14 protein-coding genes are annotated in these 14,347 nt (G+C 70.4%); 11 read left to right on the top strand and 3 right to left on the bottom strand.

Features of this window, described 5'->3' with window-relative positions:
* Positions 1-48: 48 nt before the first annotated feature.
* The 8 genes from ACFWBQ_RS34655 to ACFWBQ_RS34620 all read left to right on the top strand — a co-directional run bounded on the left by ACFWBQ_RS34655 (position 49) and on the right by ACFWBQ_RS34620 (position 5,674).
* Entirely contained in the window at positions 49-846 is a 798-nt protein-coding gene (locus ACFWBQ_RS34655) for a helix-turn-helix domain-containing protein (protein ID WP_385506585.1), read from the top strand.
* 158 nt (positions 847-1,004) lie between these two features.
* Entirely contained in the window at positions 1,005-2,483 is a 1,479-nt protein-coding gene (gene rimO, locus ACFWBQ_RS34650; RefSeq protein ID WP_385506583.1) for a 30S ribosomal protein S12 methylthiotransferase RimO, read from the top strand.
* A complete protein-coding gene (gene pgsA / locus ACFWBQ_RS34645) occupies positions 2,480-3,259 on the top strand; it encodes a CDP-diacylglycerol--glycerol-3-phosphate 3-phosphatidyltransferase (RefSeq protein ID WP_385506580.1) in 780 nt (259 codons plus the stop codon). The genes rimO and pgsA overlap by 4 nt, the downstream gene beginning before the upstream one ends.
* A complete protein-coding gene (locus tag ACFWBQ_RS34640; RefSeq protein WP_385506577.1) occupies positions 3,256-3,768 on the top strand; it encodes a CinA family protein in 513 nt (170 codons plus the stop codon). The genes pgsA and ACFWBQ_RS34640 overlap by 4 nt, the downstream gene beginning before the upstream one ends.
* Before the next feature lie 109 nt (positions 3,769-3,877).
* The gene (locus tag ACFWBQ_RS34635) at positions 3,878-4,261 is read left to right on the top strand and encodes a helix-turn-helix domain-containing protein (protein ID WP_069169097.1); all 384 of its coding nucleotides are present in this window, start codon (positions 3,878-3,880) and stop codon (positions 4,259-4,261) included.
* Between the two features lie 208 nt (positions 4,262-4,469).
* Complete coding sequence (locus ACFWBQ_RS34630; RefSeq protein ID WP_385506572.1) at positions 4,470-4,940, top strand: Dps family protein; 471 nt, start codon at positions 4,470-4,472, stop codon at positions 4,938-4,940.
* 52 nt (positions 4,941-4,992) lie between these two features.
* Positions 4,993-5,169 (top strand): CsbD family protein, encoded by a 177-nt coding sequence (locus ACFWBQ_RS34625; RefSeq protein WP_385506604.1) that lies wholly within the window; start codon positions 4,993-4,995, stop codon positions 5,167-5,169.
* 292 nt (positions 5,170-5,461) lie between these two features.
* On the top strand, positions 5,462-5,674 hold the full coding sequence (locus ACFWBQ_RS34620; RefSeq protein WP_385506570.1) for a hypothetical protein: 213 nt from the start codon (positions 5,462-5,464) through the stop codon (positions 5,672-5,674).
* A 39-nt stretch (positions 5,675-5,713) separates the two neighbouring features.
* On the opposite strand, the gene ACFWBQ_RS34615 is transcribed toward ACFWBQ_RS34620, so the two are convergent.
* Both ACFWBQ_RS34615 and ACFWBQ_RS34610 read right to left on the bottom strand, forming a co-directional pair.
* The gene (locus ACFWBQ_RS34615) at positions 5,714-6,520 is read right to left on the bottom strand and encodes an Fpg/Nei family DNA glycosylase (protein WP_385506569.1); all 807 of its coding nucleotides are present in this window, start codon (positions 6,518-6,520) and stop codon (positions 5,714-5,716) included.
* Positions 6,521-6,588: 68 nt separating this feature from the next.
* Positions 6,589-11,274, bottom strand: a complete 4,686-nt coding sequence (locus tag ACFWBQ_RS34610; protein WP_385506567.1) for a DEAD/DEAH box helicase — start codon at positions 11,272-11,274, stop codon at positions 6,589-6,591.
* Between the two features lie 102 nt (positions 11,275-11,376).
* Here ACFWBQ_RS34610 and ACFWBQ_RS34605 point away from each other — a divergent pair, with 102 nt between their 5' ends.
* From ACFWBQ_RS34605 to ACFWBQ_RS34595, 3 genes are read left to right on the top strand one after another with little or no spacing between them, the layout of a single operon-like run.
* Positions 11,377-12,240, top strand: a complete 864-nt coding sequence (locus tag ACFWBQ_RS34605) for an AraC family transcriptional regulator (RefSeq protein WP_385506564.1) — start codon at positions 11,377-11,379, stop codon at positions 12,238-12,240.
* A gap of 10 nt (positions 12,241-12,250) precedes the next feature.
* Positions 12,251-13,045 carry an AzlC family ABC transporter permease gene (locus tag ACFWBQ_RS34600; RefSeq protein ID WP_385506561.1) on the top strand — a complete coding sequence of 265 codons (795 nt, stop codon included), beginning with the start codon at positions 12,251-12,253 and terminating at the stop codon, positions 13,043-13,045.
* A complete protein-coding gene (locus ACFWBQ_RS34595; RefSeq protein WP_385506549.1) occupies positions 13,042-13,347 on the top strand; it encodes an AzlD domain-containing protein in 306 nt (101 codons plus the stop codon). Before ACFWBQ_RS34600 ends, ACFWBQ_RS34595 begins: the two co-directional genes overlap by 4 nt.
* 13 nt (positions 13,348-13,360) lie before the next feature.
* Here the strand turns inward: ACFWBQ_RS34595 and ACFWBQ_RS34590 are convergent, their stop codons facing one another.
* On the bottom strand, positions 13,361-14,275 hold the full coding sequence (locus ACFWBQ_RS34590) for a hypothetical protein (RefSeq protein WP_385506536.1): 915 nt from the start codon (positions 14,273-14,275) through the stop codon (positions 13,361-13,363).
* Between the last annotated feature and the right edge of the window lie 72 nt (positions 14,276-14,347).

Below are 14,347 nucleotides of genomic sequence, written 5' to 3'. Positions count from 1 at the left end.
CCCTAGACTGAACATCCAGCAGGTGGCTCACGCTCGAAAGGCGCCCCCGTGTCCATCGGCAACTCCCCCGAAGACGACCGGCCTTCGATCGGTCACGCGCTCCAGCAGGCTCGTATCGCCGCAGGTCTGACGGTCGAGGAAGTCAGCAGCTCCACCCGGGTGCGCATCCCCATCGTGCACGCGATCGAGACAGACGACTTCTCCCGCTGCGGCGGCGACGTGTACGCACGCGGTCACATCCGCATGCTCGCCCGCGCCGTCCGGCTCGACCCGGATCCGCTGATCGCGCAGTTCGACGCCGAACACGGCGGCCGTCCTGCGCCCACTCCCGCGGCGCCGCTGTTCGAGGCGGAACGGATCCGCTCCGAACCCCGTCGGCCGAACTGGACCGCGGCCATGGTCGCGGCGATCGTCGCCGTGGTCGGCTTCGTCGGCTTCACGCTGTTCAACGGCAACGACGACTCCGGCACGGCCCAGGTCGCCGAAGGCTCGACACCCGACAAGACCACCCCCAAACCCACCGCCACCAAGCCGGCCGATCCCAAGCCCGTGCCCTCCGAAAGCGCCATCGCCGCCGCCCCGCGCAACAAGGTGACGGTGAAGCTGAGCGCCACCGAGGGCAAGAGCTGGGTCTCCGCCAAGGACCACAACGGGCGGCTGCTCTTCGACGGGCTGCTGCTCCAGGGCGACTCCAAGACCTTCCAGGACAAGGAGCGGGTCGACCTCGTCCTCGGTGACGCCGGAGCGATCGAGCTCTTCGTCAACGGCAAGAGGGTCGACGACCGGTTCGAGCCGGGACAGGTCGAACGGCTCTCGTACACGAAGGGCGACCCCGAGGTCGGCTGACCTCGCGTCCCACACATCTCGTTCGGTGAGCGTCCGGCGGCCCTGCCGGGTGCTCACCGTTCTTGTTTTCCTTCCGCGTCACCGGCTGTTCGGTCACTCCCTGTAGCAGTGAACCCTGCACGGCAGGACGTGGTCCGGGACAAAGTAGTCTTGAGCCCATGCCCGAACGCCGTACCGTCGCCCTTGTCACTCTTGGCTGCGCCCGTAACGAGGTGGACTCGGAGGAGCTCGCAGGCCGCTTGGCAGCGGACGGCTGGGAGCTCGTCGAGAACGCCTCCGACGCTGATGTCGCCGTCGTCAACACCTGTGGATTCGTCGAGGCCGCCAAGAAGGACTCCGTCGATGCCCTGCTCGAAGCCAATGATCTGAAGGATCACGGCAGAACCCAGGCCGTGGTGGCCGTCGGCTGCATGGCCGAGCGCTACGGCAAGGATCTTGCCGAGGCGCTGCCGGAAGCGGACGGAGTCCTCGGCTTCGACGACTACGCCGACATCTCCGACCGCCTGCAGACCATTCTCAACGGCGGCATCCATGCCTCCCACACCCCGCGGGACCGGCGCAAGCTGCTCCCGATCAGCCCCGCAGAGCGGCAGGACGCCGCCGTCGCGCTGCCCGGGCACGCCCAGGAGGTCACGCCGGCTCCCGCGGACCTGCCGGAGGGTCTCGCACCCGTCTCCGGTCCGCGGGCACCGCTGCGTCGCAGGCTGGGGACCAGCCCGGTCGCGTCGGTGAAGCTCGCCTCCGGCTGCGACCGCCGCTGCTCCTTCTGCGCCATTCCCTCCTTCCGCGGCTCCTTCATCTCCCGGCGCCCCTCGGACGTCCTGGGGGAGACACGCTGGCTCGCCGAGCAGGGCGTCAAGGAGGTCATGCTGGTCTCCGAGAACAACACCTCGTACGGCAAGGACCTCGGCGACATCAGGCTCCTGGAGACTCTGCTGCCGGAGCTCGCCGACGTCGAGGGAATCGAGCGGATCCGCGTCAGCTATCTGCAGCCCGCCGAGATGCGCCCCGGGCTGATCGACGTGCTCACCTCCACGCCGAAGGTCGCCCCCTACTTCGACCTCTCCTTCCAGCACTCGGCCCCCGGAGTGCTGCGAGCGATGCGGCGCTTCGGCGACACGGACCGTTTCCTGGAGCTCCTGGACACCATTCGTGGCAAGTCGCCGCAGGCCGGTGCCCGGTCGAACTTCATCGTCGGCTTCCCCGGTGAGACCGAGGCCGACCTCGTCGAGCTGGAACGCTTCCTCACCGGGGCGCGCCTGGACGCCATCGGGGTCTTCGGGTACTCCGACGAGGAGGGCACCGAAGCCGTCGGCTACGAGAACAAGCTGGACGCCGACGTCATCGCCGAGCGGCTCGCCCACATCTCGCAGCTGGCCGAGGAGCTGACCACGCAGCGTGCCGAGGAGCGGGTCGGCGAGACCCTTCAGGTCCTCGTCGAGTCCGTGGAGTCCGACGAGGACGGCCCCGTAGCGGTGGGCCGTGCCGCGCACCAGGCACCCGAAACTGACGGACAGGTCATCTTCACCGCACGCGAGGGTCTCGTGCCGGGCCGTATGGTCGAGGCAAAGGCAGTGGGCTCCGAGGGAGTGGACCTCGTGGCCGAACACCACGAGCTTGCGGAGGCAGCCAGATGACGGGAGTCCCGGCATCCGCGGCAGGCGGCTCCGGCGCGACGCCGGTACCCCGCGGCGGCAAGCTGGGCACGGCGGCCGTCAACCAGGCCGGTCTGTGGAACATCGCCAATATCCTGACCATGGTGCGGCTGCTGCTCGTCCCGGGCTTCGTGATGCTGCTCCTGCACGACGGCGGTTACGACCCGGTCTGGCGGTCGTTCGCCTGGGCGGCCTTCGCCGTCGCGATGATCACCGACCTGTTCGACGGTCATCTGGCACGCGCGTACAACCTCGTGACGGACTTCGGGAAGATCGCCGACCCGATCGCCGACAAGGCGATCATGGGTGCGGCGCTGATCTGTCTGTCCTCGCTCGGGGATCTGCCCTGGTGGATCACCGGCGTGATCCTCTTCCGGGAACTCGGCATCACCCTCATGCGGTTCTGGGTGATCCGCCACGCGGTGATTCCGGCCAGCCGCGGCGGGAAGATGAAGACGCTGGCACAGGGCACGGCTGTCGGGATGTACGTCCTGGTGCTGACGGGACCGCTGGCAACTCTGCGCTTTTGGGTGATGATGGCCGCCGTCGTGATGACGGTCGTCACCGGCCTCGACTATGTGCGCCAGGCCGTTGTACTGAGGCGCCAGGGGTTGGCGGCGGAGCGGTCCGCAGCCCTGGAGGCGGTTGCGGCGGCAGCGGATTCGGGCACGGGTCCGGGCGCTGCGAGCAGGGATGCGGGCGGAGGAGCCGTGGAGCCCGTGGTCGGGAACCGGGGTGCGGCGGAGGCCGAGCGGTGACTACCGTGCCGGCCCGCGTGCTGAAGCGGCTCGTGGAGCGAGGCGAGACGCTCGCAGTCGCCGAGTCCCTCACCGGCGGCCTGGTCGCGGCAGAGCTCACCTCCGTACCTGGCGCCTCCCAGTCCTTCCGGGGGTCCGTCACGGCGTATGCCACGTCCCTGAAGCGGGATGTGCTGGGCGTCGACGGAGTGCTTCTGGCCGATCGCGGCGCGGTGGACCCCGATGTCGCGCTCGCGATGGCAGCAGGCGTACGGCTGACCCTGGGCGCAGACTGGGGAGTGTCGACCACCGGGGTCGCGGGTCCCGAGCCACAGGACGGGAAGCCCGTCGGAACGGTCTACGTGGCGGTTTCCGGGCCGGGTGGCATACGGAAAGTAGCCGAGCTGAGGTTGAACGGTGAGCGGGCGGACATCCGTAGAGAGAGTGTACGGAGCCTGCTCGAGTTGCTCTCCGGCGAACTCGGTGAGGATGCGAGGGCACAGGATACGGAACAGAACGGGGGGAATTGATGTTTGCAGCCCTGAGTGAACACGACATCGCTCCCCGCACGGCCGCAGCGCGAGGCGGTACGGTGGGGCGTGAAGGATGCGGCTACGCGGTCCGAGGAGGGAGCCACCGATGATTCTGCTCCGTCGCCTGCTTGGTGACGTGCTGCGTCGGCAGCGCCAGCGCCAAGGCCGTACTCTGCGCGAAGTCTCCTCGTCCGCCCGAGTCTCGCTCGGTTATCTCTCCGAGGTGGAGCGGGGGCAGAAGGAGGCATCCTCCGAACTGCTCTCCGCCATTTGCGACGCGCTTGACGTACGGATGTCCGAGCTCATGCGTGAAGTGAGCGATGAACTGTCCCTGGCAGAGCTGGCCGAGTCGGCAGCGGCCAGCGACCCGGTGCCTGTGCCGGTACGCCCAATGCTCAATTCCGTCTCCGTGTCGTCGGTCGCAGGCGTGCCGACGGGACGAGTGACAATCAAGGCGCCCGCGGAAGCGGTGGATGTCGTCGCCGCTTGACCTGTGTGGTTCGTTGAGAACCGAAAGCCCCGGTCGACCCTCATGGGTCGACCGGGGCTTTCGGTGTGTGCGGGACCGTTCGCCGGGCAGGCGCGGAGTGAGGCGGTTCTCCGCAGCAGTGCGCAGCAGCCGCCCGCTGACTGTTTTGTGAGATATGTGCCATCGTGGACGAGTGGTACACCGAACAGCGATCTGATCGGAGAAGTGCATGTCTGTCGTGAAGAGTCCTTTGTCCGAGAGCGACCGCAAGGTCGTGGGGGACGCGCTGCAAGGCGCCCTGGTCGATCTGATCGACCTCTCCCTGGCGGCGAAGCAGGTCCACTGGAATGTGGTCGGGCCGCGCTTCCGGTCCGTGCACCTTCAGCTCGACGAGGTCGTGGACACGGCACGGCAGCATTCGGACACGGTCGCGGAAAGGGCTTCAGCGGTCGGCGTCAATCCTGACGGTCGGGCCCGGACTCTGGCCAAGACCACGGCCATCGATTCCGTGCCGGAGGGCTGGATCAAGGACGTGGACGCGGTACGTGCCCTCGTGGACGCCCTCCGTGTGGTGATCGACCGCATGCGGGAACGGATCGACGTGACCGGTGAACCGGATCCCATCAGCCAGGACATCCTGATCACGCTGACGGCAGACCTGGAGAAGCACGCCTGGATGTTCCAGGCCGAGAGCGCCTGACCTGCGACCAGCGGTACACGAGTGAGGAGTCGACGTGCGCGACAAGAACGCGATGGACAAGCTCAAGGGCAAGGCCAAGGAAACGACCGGCAAGTTGACCGGTGACCGCCGCAAGGAGACCGAGGGCAAGACCGACCAGGCGAAGGCCAAGGCCGAGGGGGGCATGGGTGAGGCCCGTGACCGCGCCGAGGGTGTCAAGGACTCGCTGACCGACGACGACGGGCGATAGGCCCCGTCAGGGCGATCTGTGGGTCGTGTCCGCCCCCGCTGACTGATGTCGCGGGGGCGAACGCATGCCAGGACGCATGCCGGTATGCATGCCGGTGCGTGGGATGCAGGCGGGGTCGTATCGGGGGAAACTGCGGGAGGGCCGCGGTTCACCCTCTCTCCCAGCTCCCAGCGGCCCGCGGGAGCGCGCGTCATCGTCTCGTTCGCGCCGCGCACGCCGGTAGTGCACCGGTGCGCCCTCCCTCAGCAGATCGTGCCGTACTAGCGTCCAGCGTCGGCCGGAGGAGGCAGCCATGGTGCGGCGGTGGGCGCTGGTGCTTGTCCTCGGCGGAGTGTGGTGGTGGGCCGTGCTCCGCCTGATACTGGAGCCGGAACAAGCCGGACTGGTCGAGGGCGCGGTGGCAGCCGGCGGCTGGGGACTGAGCCTGCTGCCCGTTCACGTGACGGCGACCGCACGGCCCGGGCGGGCGTCGGAGCGGGCTGCGCAGGGCCGTGGTGACCGGTGAGCTCGGGGCGGAGCGGCCGGCCCCGCTGTGGGCCGTCGCCTAACGCGTGGGCCCCGACTGGCAGCGCGGACACCAGTACGTGGGCCGGTTGTCCTGGTCCGCTCTCCGGATCGGCGTGCGGCACCTCAGACAGGGGCGGTGGGCCCGGCCGTAGACGAAGAGCCGCTCCCGCGTGGGGGCCCGGCCGAGGGCGGCGACCGGGCCGGTCGTCGTCCGTGTGGGGCGGTCACGGTTGGCATCGAGGAGCTGCTTGGCGGTCGTCACCAGTCGGCTGACCGTGGGTAGGGGCAGCTCTCCCACGGGCAGCCAGGGCGTGACGCGGGCCAGGAAGCAGAGCTCGCACTTGTAGACATTGCCGATGCCGGCCAGGTTGCGCTGGTCCAGGAGTGCTTCCCCGAGGGGGCGTACGGGGTCGGCGAGCAGATTACGCAGAGCCGTGTGCGGTTCCCAGTCGGGCCCCAGCAGATCAGGGCCGAGATGGCCGACGGCCTGCCCCTCGTCCCGGGTGCGGAGCAGCTCGAGGACGGGGAGCCGATAGCCGACGGCGGTGAGGTCCGCAGTGGCGAGTACGGCGCGGATCTGGTGGGCGGGCCCGCCGCTCCAGCGCTGTCCCGCGTCGTAGACGCGCCAGGCGCCGTCCATCCGCAGATGGCTGTGAAGGGTGAGACCGTCCTCGATGCGGGTGAGGAGATGCTTGCCCCGCGCGGTGACGTCGAGGACAGCACGGCCGGTCAGGTCTGCGGTGGCGAACCGTGGGACCCGTAGGTCGGAGCGGGTCAGCACATGACCTGCGAGCGCCGCGTCGAGACGCTTGGCGGTCTGCAGGACGGTGTCACCTTCGGGCATGTCTCCATGATGCGCGGCCCGTGGCGTGGACGGGAGCCGGCCGCAGGCAGCCGCCGCCACCGGAGGCCTCAGGCGCGCAGACGCAGCCCCCTCGGCGTGGCGAGGAAACCGGCGGCTTCCAGGGTGCGGCCCAGCGGGGAGGTGAGGGAGGAGGCACCGTTGGTGCGTTCCACCGTCACCGTGCCGAGGGTCCCGGCGCGGGCGGCCGCCGCCAGCGCCTCGGCCGCCGCCAGGAGTGCCGGATCGGCGGGGTCGGTCGGCCAGGCCAGCAGGGTCTTGCCGCCGCGCTCCATGTACAGCGTCAGCTCGCCGTCGACGATGACCACCAGTGCGCCGGCCTTGCGGCCCGGCTTGTGCCCTGCGCCGTCCGGGGAATCGGGCCAGGGCAGGGCGGCGCCGTACGCGTTGGCCGGATCGGCCGCCGCGAGGACGAGCGCGCGGGGGGCCGCGCCGGGGTCCGTACGGTCACGGGCGGTCGACGTCGCCCTGAGCCGGTCCACGGCACCGTCCATCGCGAACTGGGCTGCTCCCAGTCCCTCGACGACATACCCGCGGCGTGCCTGGCCGCTGTCCTCGAAGGCGGCGAGGATGCGGTACGTCGCGGAGAACCCGCCCTCAACGCCTTCCGCCTGCACCGCACCTCGGGTCACCACACCGTGGCGGTCGAGGAGCGTCCGGGCCAGGGCGTGTGCGCGGTGGGTCGGTTCGGGTTCGGCCGGGGGCAACAGGGACCAGCGACCCGAGACGGTTGGCGGGCCCGTGCGGGAGGCCGGGCGCGCGGCGGCGGTCAGCGACCCGTAACGGCCGCGCGGGACACTGCGCTTCGCGCGGTGGGCGGTGGAACCTGCCGTGCGTCCCGAGCCCAGGAGCGAGCGCAGCGGGGCGAGTGTGTCGTTGGTGAGGCGGCCGGACCAGAGCAGGTCCCAGAGCACGTCCGCCAGTTGTGGATCGGTGCAGTCGGGGTGGGTGGTGGCGCGGACCTGATCGGCGATCTGCCGGAAGAACAGGCCGTACCCGCCCAGGAGTGCGGTGAGGACCGACTCGTGCAGCGCGGTCTGCTCCAGCGGCTGGGGCGGTGGCAGGAGCAGAGGTGCACTGTCGGCAGGATAGAGAGAGATCCAGCCGTCCTTCCCTGGCAGTGCGCCCGCGCCGGCCCAGACGACCTCGCCGGTGGTCGTGAGCTCGTCGAGCAGAGCAGGGGTGTATCCCGCGACGCGGCTCGGCAGGATCAGCTTCTCCAGAGCCGATGCGGGGACCGGGGCACCCTGCAACTGCTCGATGGCGCGGGCCAGTCCGTCGATCCCCCGCAGGCTGTTGTCGCCAAGGTGCTGCCACTGGGGGAGGAAGCCGGCCAGGGCGGCGGGTGGCACGGGCTCCAGCTCCTGGCGGAGCGCTGCGAGCGAGCGGCGGCGCAGGCGCCGCAGGACCGTGGCGTCGCACCACTCCTGGCCGATGCCTGCCGGGTGGAACTCGCCCTGGACGATCCGGCCCGACGCGGCAAGCCGCTGCAGCGCGCCGTCCGTGACAGCGCTGCCGAGACCGAAGCGGGCAGCGGCCCGGGTGGTGGTGAACGGGCCATGGGTACGGGCATGGCGGGCCAGGAGGTCACCGAGAGGATCTTTCACCGGCTCGGTGAAGGCCTCGGGAACCCCTACAGGCAACGCGGTCCCCAGAGCGTCGCGCAGCCGGCCCGCATCCTCGATGGCTGCCCAGTGACCGGCTCCGGCGATGCGCACCCGGATAGCGCGCCGGGCCGACGCGAGCTCCGGCGCCCACTCGGACTCGGCACCGCGCTCGGCCAGCTCGGCGTCGGCGAGCGGACCGAGGACGCGCAGGAGATCGGCGACGCCTTCGATGTCCTTGATCCTCCGGTCATCCGTCAGCCACTGCAGCTCCCGCTCCAGTTCGTCGAGGACATCGGCATCGAGCAGCTCGCGCAGCTCCGCCTGGCCGAGCAGCTCCGCCAGGAGATGGGAGTCGAGCGAGAGCGCGGCGGCACGCCGCTCGGCGAGCGGGGAGTCACCCTCGTACAGGAACTGCGCGACGTAACCGAAGAGGAGCGAGCGCGCGAACGGCGAAGGCTCGGTGGTCGTCACCTCGACCAGACGGATACGGCGTGCTTCCAGGTCGCCCATCAGCTCTGTGAGACCCGGGACGTCGAAGACGTCCTGGAGGCACTCACGGACCGCTTCGAGAACGATCGGGAACGAGCCGAACTCGGAGGCCACCTGCAGCAACTGGGACGCTCTCTGGCGCTGCTGCCAGAGCGGAGTGCGCTTTCCGGGGCTGCGACGGGGCAGCAGCAGGGCACGCGCCGCACATTCACGGAACCTGGACGCGAACAGGGCCGACCCGCCCACCTGATCGGTGACGACCTGGCCGATCTCCCCCTTGTCGAAGACCACATCAGTGGCGCCGACGGGAGGCTGCTCGCTGTCGAATCCGGCACCAGGGAAGCCCGGGGCCCGGTCGCCCTGCCCGGGTTCACCACCCGGATCACGCCCGGGATCCGCTTGCACAGGATCGAAATCGAGGAGATCGAGACCCATCAGATCGGCGTCCGGAAGCCGCAGCACGATCCCGTCGTCCGCATGCATGATCTGGGCGTCCATGCCGTATCGCTCAGCGAGCCGGGCGGACAGGGCGAGTGCCCAAGGGGCGTGCACCTGGGCACCGAAGGGCGAATGCACCACGATCCGCCAGTCGCCGAGCTCGTCGCGGAACCTTTCGACGAGAATCGTCCGGTCGTCGGGGACATGACCGCAGGCGCGACGCTGCTCGTCCAGGTACGACAGGACGTTGTCCGCCGCCCAGGTGTCGAGGCCGGCAGCGAGCAGCCGGAGCCGGGCGTCCTCGGGCGACAGCCCGCCGATCTCCCGGAGAAAAGCGCCCAGTGCACGGCCCAGCTCCAGCGGACGCCCCAGCTGATCGCCCTTCCAGAACGGCAGCCGCCCCGGGACGCCCGGGGCGGGCGAGACCAGGACCCGGTCCCTGGTGATGTCCTCGATCCGCCAGGACGTGGTGCCCAGCGTGAAGACGTCGCCGATCCGGGACTCGTACACCATCTCCTCGTCCAGCTCGCCGACCCGTCCGCCGCCCTTCTTCGGGTCCGCTCCGGCGAGGAAGACCCCGAAGAGCCCGCGGTCGGGGATGGTGCCGCCCGAGGTGACGGCGAGCCGCTGGGCACCCGGACGGCCCGTGACCGTACCGGCGATGCGGTCCCAGACGACGCGCGGGCGCAGCTCCGCGAAGGCGTCTGACGGATAGCGGCCGGCGAGCATGTCGAGCACCGCGGTGAACGCGGATTCGGGGAGCGAGGCGAACGGGGCGGCACGCCGGGCGAGGGCCAGCAGATCATCGGCCTGCCAGGTGTCGAGCGCGACCATGGCAACCAGCTGCTGGGCCAGCACGTCCAGAGGGTTGGACGGGATCCGCAGGGCTTCGATGGCTCCCTCGCGCATCCGCTCGGTGACCACGGCTGCCTGCACCAGATCGCCGCGGTACTTGGGGAAGACCACCCCGGTGGACACGGCACCCACCTGGTGCCCGGCGCGGCCCACCCGCTGCAGACCCGAGGCGACGGACGGCGGGGACTCGACCTGGACCACCAGGTCGACCGCACCCATGTCGATACCGAGCTCCAGGCTCGAGGTGGCGACCACCGCGGGCAGCCGGCCCGCCTTGAGGTCCTCCTCGACCTGGGAGCGCTGCTCCTTGGACACCGAGCCGTGGTGCGCACGGGCGAGCAGAGCGGGCGCGCCTTTGGCCGCTCCCGACTCGGCCATGATCTCGGCGGGGGAGTGGGCCTCGGGCATGGCTTCGCCTGTCGCCCGCTCGTAAGCGATCTCGTTGAGCCGGTTGCACAGGCGCTCGGCGAGCCGTCGCGAGTTGGCGAAGACGATGGTGGAACGGTGGGACTGGACGAGATCGGCGATCCGCTCCTCGACATGCGGCCAGATCGACGGCTTCTCCGGCTGGTCCGCCCCGCCGTCCGTGGCGGGGGAGCCGCCCAGTTCACCGAGATCCTCGACAGGAACCACGACCGACAGGTCGAACTCCTTGGTGGACGGAGGCTGGACGATCTCCACCTTCCGCTGCGGCGACAGGAAGCGCGCCACCTCGCCGACCGGACGCACGGTCGCCGACAGTCCGATGCGACGCGCGGGCCGCGGCAGCAGCTCGTCCAGGCGCTCCAACGACACGGCGAGATGGGCACCACGCTTCGTGCCCGCGACGGCATGCACCTCGTCCAGGATCACCGTCTCGACCCCCGCGAGCGCCTCCCGGGCCGACGAGGTGAGCATCAGGAACAACGATTCGGGCGTGGTGATGAGGATGTCCGGTGGCTTGGTCGCCATCGAACGGCGCTCGGCCGGCGGGGTGTCGCCGGAACGGATCCCGACCCGCACGTCCGGCTCGGGAAGCCCCAGACGCACCGACTCCTGGCGGATTCCGGTCAGTGGCGATCGCAGATTGCGCTCCACGTCGACCGCGAGAGCTTTCAGCGGCGATACGTACAGCACACGGCAGCGCTTCTTCGACTCGGCGGGCGGCGGGACCGCGGCCAGCCGGTCCAGCGAGGCGAGAAACGCGGCGAGCGTCTTGCCCGAACCGGTCGGCGCGACGACCAGGACATCCGAACCTTCGCCGATGGCACGCCAGGCACCCTCCTGCGCCGCGGTGGGGGCGTCGAAGGCACCTGCGAACCAGCTGCGGGTCGCGGGTGAGAACGAATCGAGTGCGGAACCGGCCATGTCCCCCATCGTGCACCCCGCCACTGACAACGGCCGGTGAGCGTGCCCGACGCCCACCGTCCGGACCTGCGGGCACTGGCCCGGAGCTGCGAGAATGCGCGTATGGCCGCAGCGGGAGCAGCGAAGGAATGGGCGAGGTACTGGCAGCACGCCGAGCTGCCCGAGCTCGATCTGCTCCGTGCCCGGTATGTCCGCCACACCTTCCCGCGCCACAGCCACGAGGGCTACGTCTTCGGCACGATCACCCGCGGGATCGAGGACGTCGGGCTGCCCGACGGCACCGTGCACGCGGGTCCGGGCACCGTCGTCATGATCAATCCGGAGGTGCCGCACACCGCCCGGGCCGGAGACCCCGAAGGCTGGGTGTACGCCACGCTCTACCCGTCCGCCCAAGTGGTCAACGACATCGCTGCCGATCTGACGAGCCTGCGCGGCACGGTCGGTTTCGCCGAGACCAGCACCGTGGACCCGGAGGCGGCCCGGCTGATCACGGAGGTCCACCGGGCAGCGGAGGAGGGCAACGCGCTTGCGGCCGACAGCCTCCTGCGGGTTCTGGTCGCCCGGCTGCTGGCCTGCCACGGCCGTGCGCTGCCCACCCGTGCGCCCCGCTCCGCAGGCGCCGGTGACGCAGCCCGTGCGCGTGCCGCGCTGGAGGCGCGGATGGACCGGCCACCCACCTTGGAAGCACTCGCCGCCGAGCTCGGCACCAGCCCCTTCGCGCTGCTGCGGGCTTTCAAGAAGCAGTACGGAATGCCCCCGCACACCTGGCTCACCGACGCCCGGGTCCGCCGGGCGCGGCACATGCTGGACGCGGGGACCACGCCTGCCGATGCCGCCGCGGCTGTCGGCTTCACCGACCAGCCCCACCTCAACCGCCACTTCACCCGGATCGTGGGGGTGCCCCCGGGCGCGTACCGGCGCGAGCGTGCAAGAACGTACAAGACCGGCACGCATCTCGCCACGTAACGTTCCGGGCGTGGCAGAACAGACAGCACCTCCCGAAAGTACCGGCGCTCCAGGCTTCATAACCGGCGGCCCGCCCGCCGGCGAGGAGAAGACGGACGCGGCCGTCGTCCGCGACGCGCTCGGCGTCGGCATAGCCGTGGGGCTTTCCGGCTTCGCTTTCGGGGTCACCTCGGCAGGCTCGGGGCTGACCCTGCTCCAGACCTGCGTACTCAGCCTCCTCGTCTTCACCGGCGCCTCGCAGTTCGCCCTCGTGGGCGCGCTCGCGGCCGGCGGCAATCCCTACACCGCCGCGGCCGGAGCGTTCTTCCTCGGCGTACGCAACGCCTTCTACGGGCTGCGGCTGTCGCAGCTGCTCGCCCTGCCGCGCGCCGTACGGCCCTTCGCCGCCCACTGGGTCATCGACGAGACGACCGCGGTCACGCTGCCGCAGCCCACCCGCCGGGCCGCACGCATCGGCTTCACGGTCACCGGACTCACCCTCTACGTGCTGTGGAACTTGACCACGCTGGTGGGTGCACTCGGGGCGGAGGCGCTCGGCGACACCGACACCTGGGGTCTGGACGCGGCGAGTCCCGCCGTGTTCCTTGCCCTGCTCGCGCCGATGCTGAAGAGCACCACAGAGCGCGTCACGGCCGCCGTCGCGGTCCTGCTGGCACTCGGACTGCTGCCGGTACTGCCCGCCGGCGTGCCCGTACTGCTGTCCGCGCTGGCAGCCCCCGTCGTCCTCTTCCTGATGGGACGTGGAAAGACCGGAAAGGCCGAAGCCGCCGCAGGCGGTACGGAAGAGACCCAGGAGCGCCGATGAACGTCTGGATCGCCATCGGACTCACCGTGGCCGGCTGCTATCTCGCCAAGCTCGTGGGGCTGCTGGTTCCCGCCGGAGTGCTGGAACGACCGCTCGTCCAGCGACTGGCCGCGCTGTTGCCGGTGGCGCTGCTGGCGGCCCTCACCGCTCAGCAGACCTTCGGCGACGGACAGCAGCTGGTGCTGGACGCCAGAGCAGCCGGGCTCGCCGCAGCGGCCCTCGCACTCGTTCTGCGAGCCCCCTTCCTGATCGTCGTCGGCGCCGCTGTCGTGGTCACCGCTGGGGTACGCGCCCTGGGATAGGCGCCGACAGCGTTCAGCGGAGGCTGCGCCCGTGCGCCCGCAGGGTCTGCAGGGCCTTGAGTGTCACGATCGGGCGCCCCTCCAGAGCCGTGCCCGGTGCCCACTGCCGCCAGGTGACCGGCCAGCCGCCGTCCTCCTCCTGCCCGGCCGCCAGATGATCGAGCGAACGGTCCAGCTCGGCGTCGCTGAACCAGCGGCGTGCGAGCGACCCGGGCGCACGCACATAGTCGTACGGGAAGTGGTGCTCATCCGGCGCGTATCCGGGCGCCACCGGGTAGTCCGCGCACCGCTGCGGATCCAGTACCACCAGCCGCTGCTCACGCACCAGCCGCCCCAGACGGTCGGCGGCGGCTTCGGCGCGCGCCCGGTCCGGGACACCGTCCAGGAAGGCGACGGCCGCCTCGATCTCGTACGGGTGGGACTGCTCCAGCGCGTCCACGGCGGACCAGCAGAAATCCGTGGCCCGGAAGAGCCAGGCGTGCCACACCTGATTACGGTGCAGCAGACCGACGACGGGACCCGTGGCCAGCAGCTCGGCGGGCGGATCGTCGACGACCGGGATGAAGGGAGCGGCGGGATAGCCGCGCTGCGAGGGGTGGAGTGCGGGCAACGCGCCCTCTTTGGTCGATACATCGGTCAGATAGCGACAGATCCGTTCCACGCGCAGACCGCTGCAACGACCGATCGAATCGAGAACACTCAGCGCGTGAGCGGTGTGCAGCGGCTGGCTCACGGGCCCGCGAAGATCGGGTTCGAGCGCGTGCCCGTAGCCGCCGTCCTCGTTCAGATAGGCGGCGAGCGCGGTCTCGACCACATCCGCACTCCCGTCCAGGAAGTGATGGGCGAACCGCCGCTGCTCGAGGACACGTGCGGTGAGCCAGATGAACTGCTCGGCGCGGGCGAGGGAATTTGCTCCGGTTCCAGCCATGGACCGACCGTAGAGGGGAAAGCGCCGCCGGTAGGGCGTACCGGCCCGGCTGCACTCTCAGGAGCGGGATAC

This window comes from Streptomyces sp. NPDC060035 (assembly GCF_042736635.1).
Taxonomy (GTDB): domain Bacteria; phylum Actinomycetota; class Actinomycetes; order Streptomycetales; family Streptomycetaceae; genus Streptomyces.
Note: the sequence above shows the minus strand (reverse complement) of the source record. Positions and strands in the feature narration are given on the sequence as shown.

What these genes read in the sequence shown, in the direction of transcription:
- ACFWBQ_RS34620 (WP_385506570.1), top strand. Translation starts at nt 5,462, where the DNA reads ATGGTGCGGCGGTGGGCGCTGGTGCTTGTCCTCGGCGGAGTGTGGTGG.
- ACFWBQ_RS34625 (WP_385506604.1), top strand. Translation starts at nt 4,993, where the DNA reads ATGGACAAGCTCAAGGGCAAGGCCAAGGAAACGACCGGCAAGTTGACC.
- ACFWBQ_RS34605 (WP_385506564.1), top strand. Translation starts at nt 11,377, where the DNA reads ATGGCCGCAGCGGGAGCAGCGAAGGAATGGGCGAGGTACTGGCAGCAC.
- ACFWBQ_RS34610 (WP_385506567.1), bottom strand. Translation starts at nt 11,274, where the DNA reads ATGGCCGGTTCCGCACTCGATTCGTTCTCACCCGCGACCCGCAGCTGG.
- ACFWBQ_RS34615 (WP_385506569.1), bottom strand. Translation starts at nt 6,520, where the DNA reads ATGCCCGAAGGTGACACCGTCCTGCAGACCGCCAAGCGTCTCGACGCG.
- ACFWBQ_RS34630 (WP_385506572.1), top strand. Translation starts at nt 4,470, where the DNA reads ATGTCTGTCGTGAAGAGTCCTTTGTCCGAGAGCGACCGCAAGGTCGTG.
- ACFWBQ_RS34590 (WP_385506536.1), bottom strand. Translation starts at nt 14,275, where the DNA reads ATGGCTGGAACCGGAGCAAATTCCCTCGCCCGCGCCGAGCAGTTCATC.
- ACFWBQ_RS34635 (WP_069169097.1), top strand. Translation starts at nt 3,878, where the DNA reads ATGATTCTGCTCCGTCGCCTGCTTGGTGACGTGCTGCGTCGGCAGCGC.
- ACFWBQ_RS34595 (WP_385506549.1), top strand. Translation starts at nt 13,042, where the DNA reads ATGAACGTCTGGATCGCCATCGGACTCACCGTGGCCGGCTGCTATCTC.
- rimO (WP_385506583.1), top strand. Translation starts at nt 1,005, where the DNA reads ATGCCCGAACGCCGTACCGTCGCCCTTGTCACTCTTGGCTGCGCCCGT.
- pgsA (WP_385506580.1), top strand. Translation starts at nt 2,480, where the DNA reads ATGACGGGAGTCCCGGCATCCGCGGCAGGCGGCTCCGGCGCGACGCCG.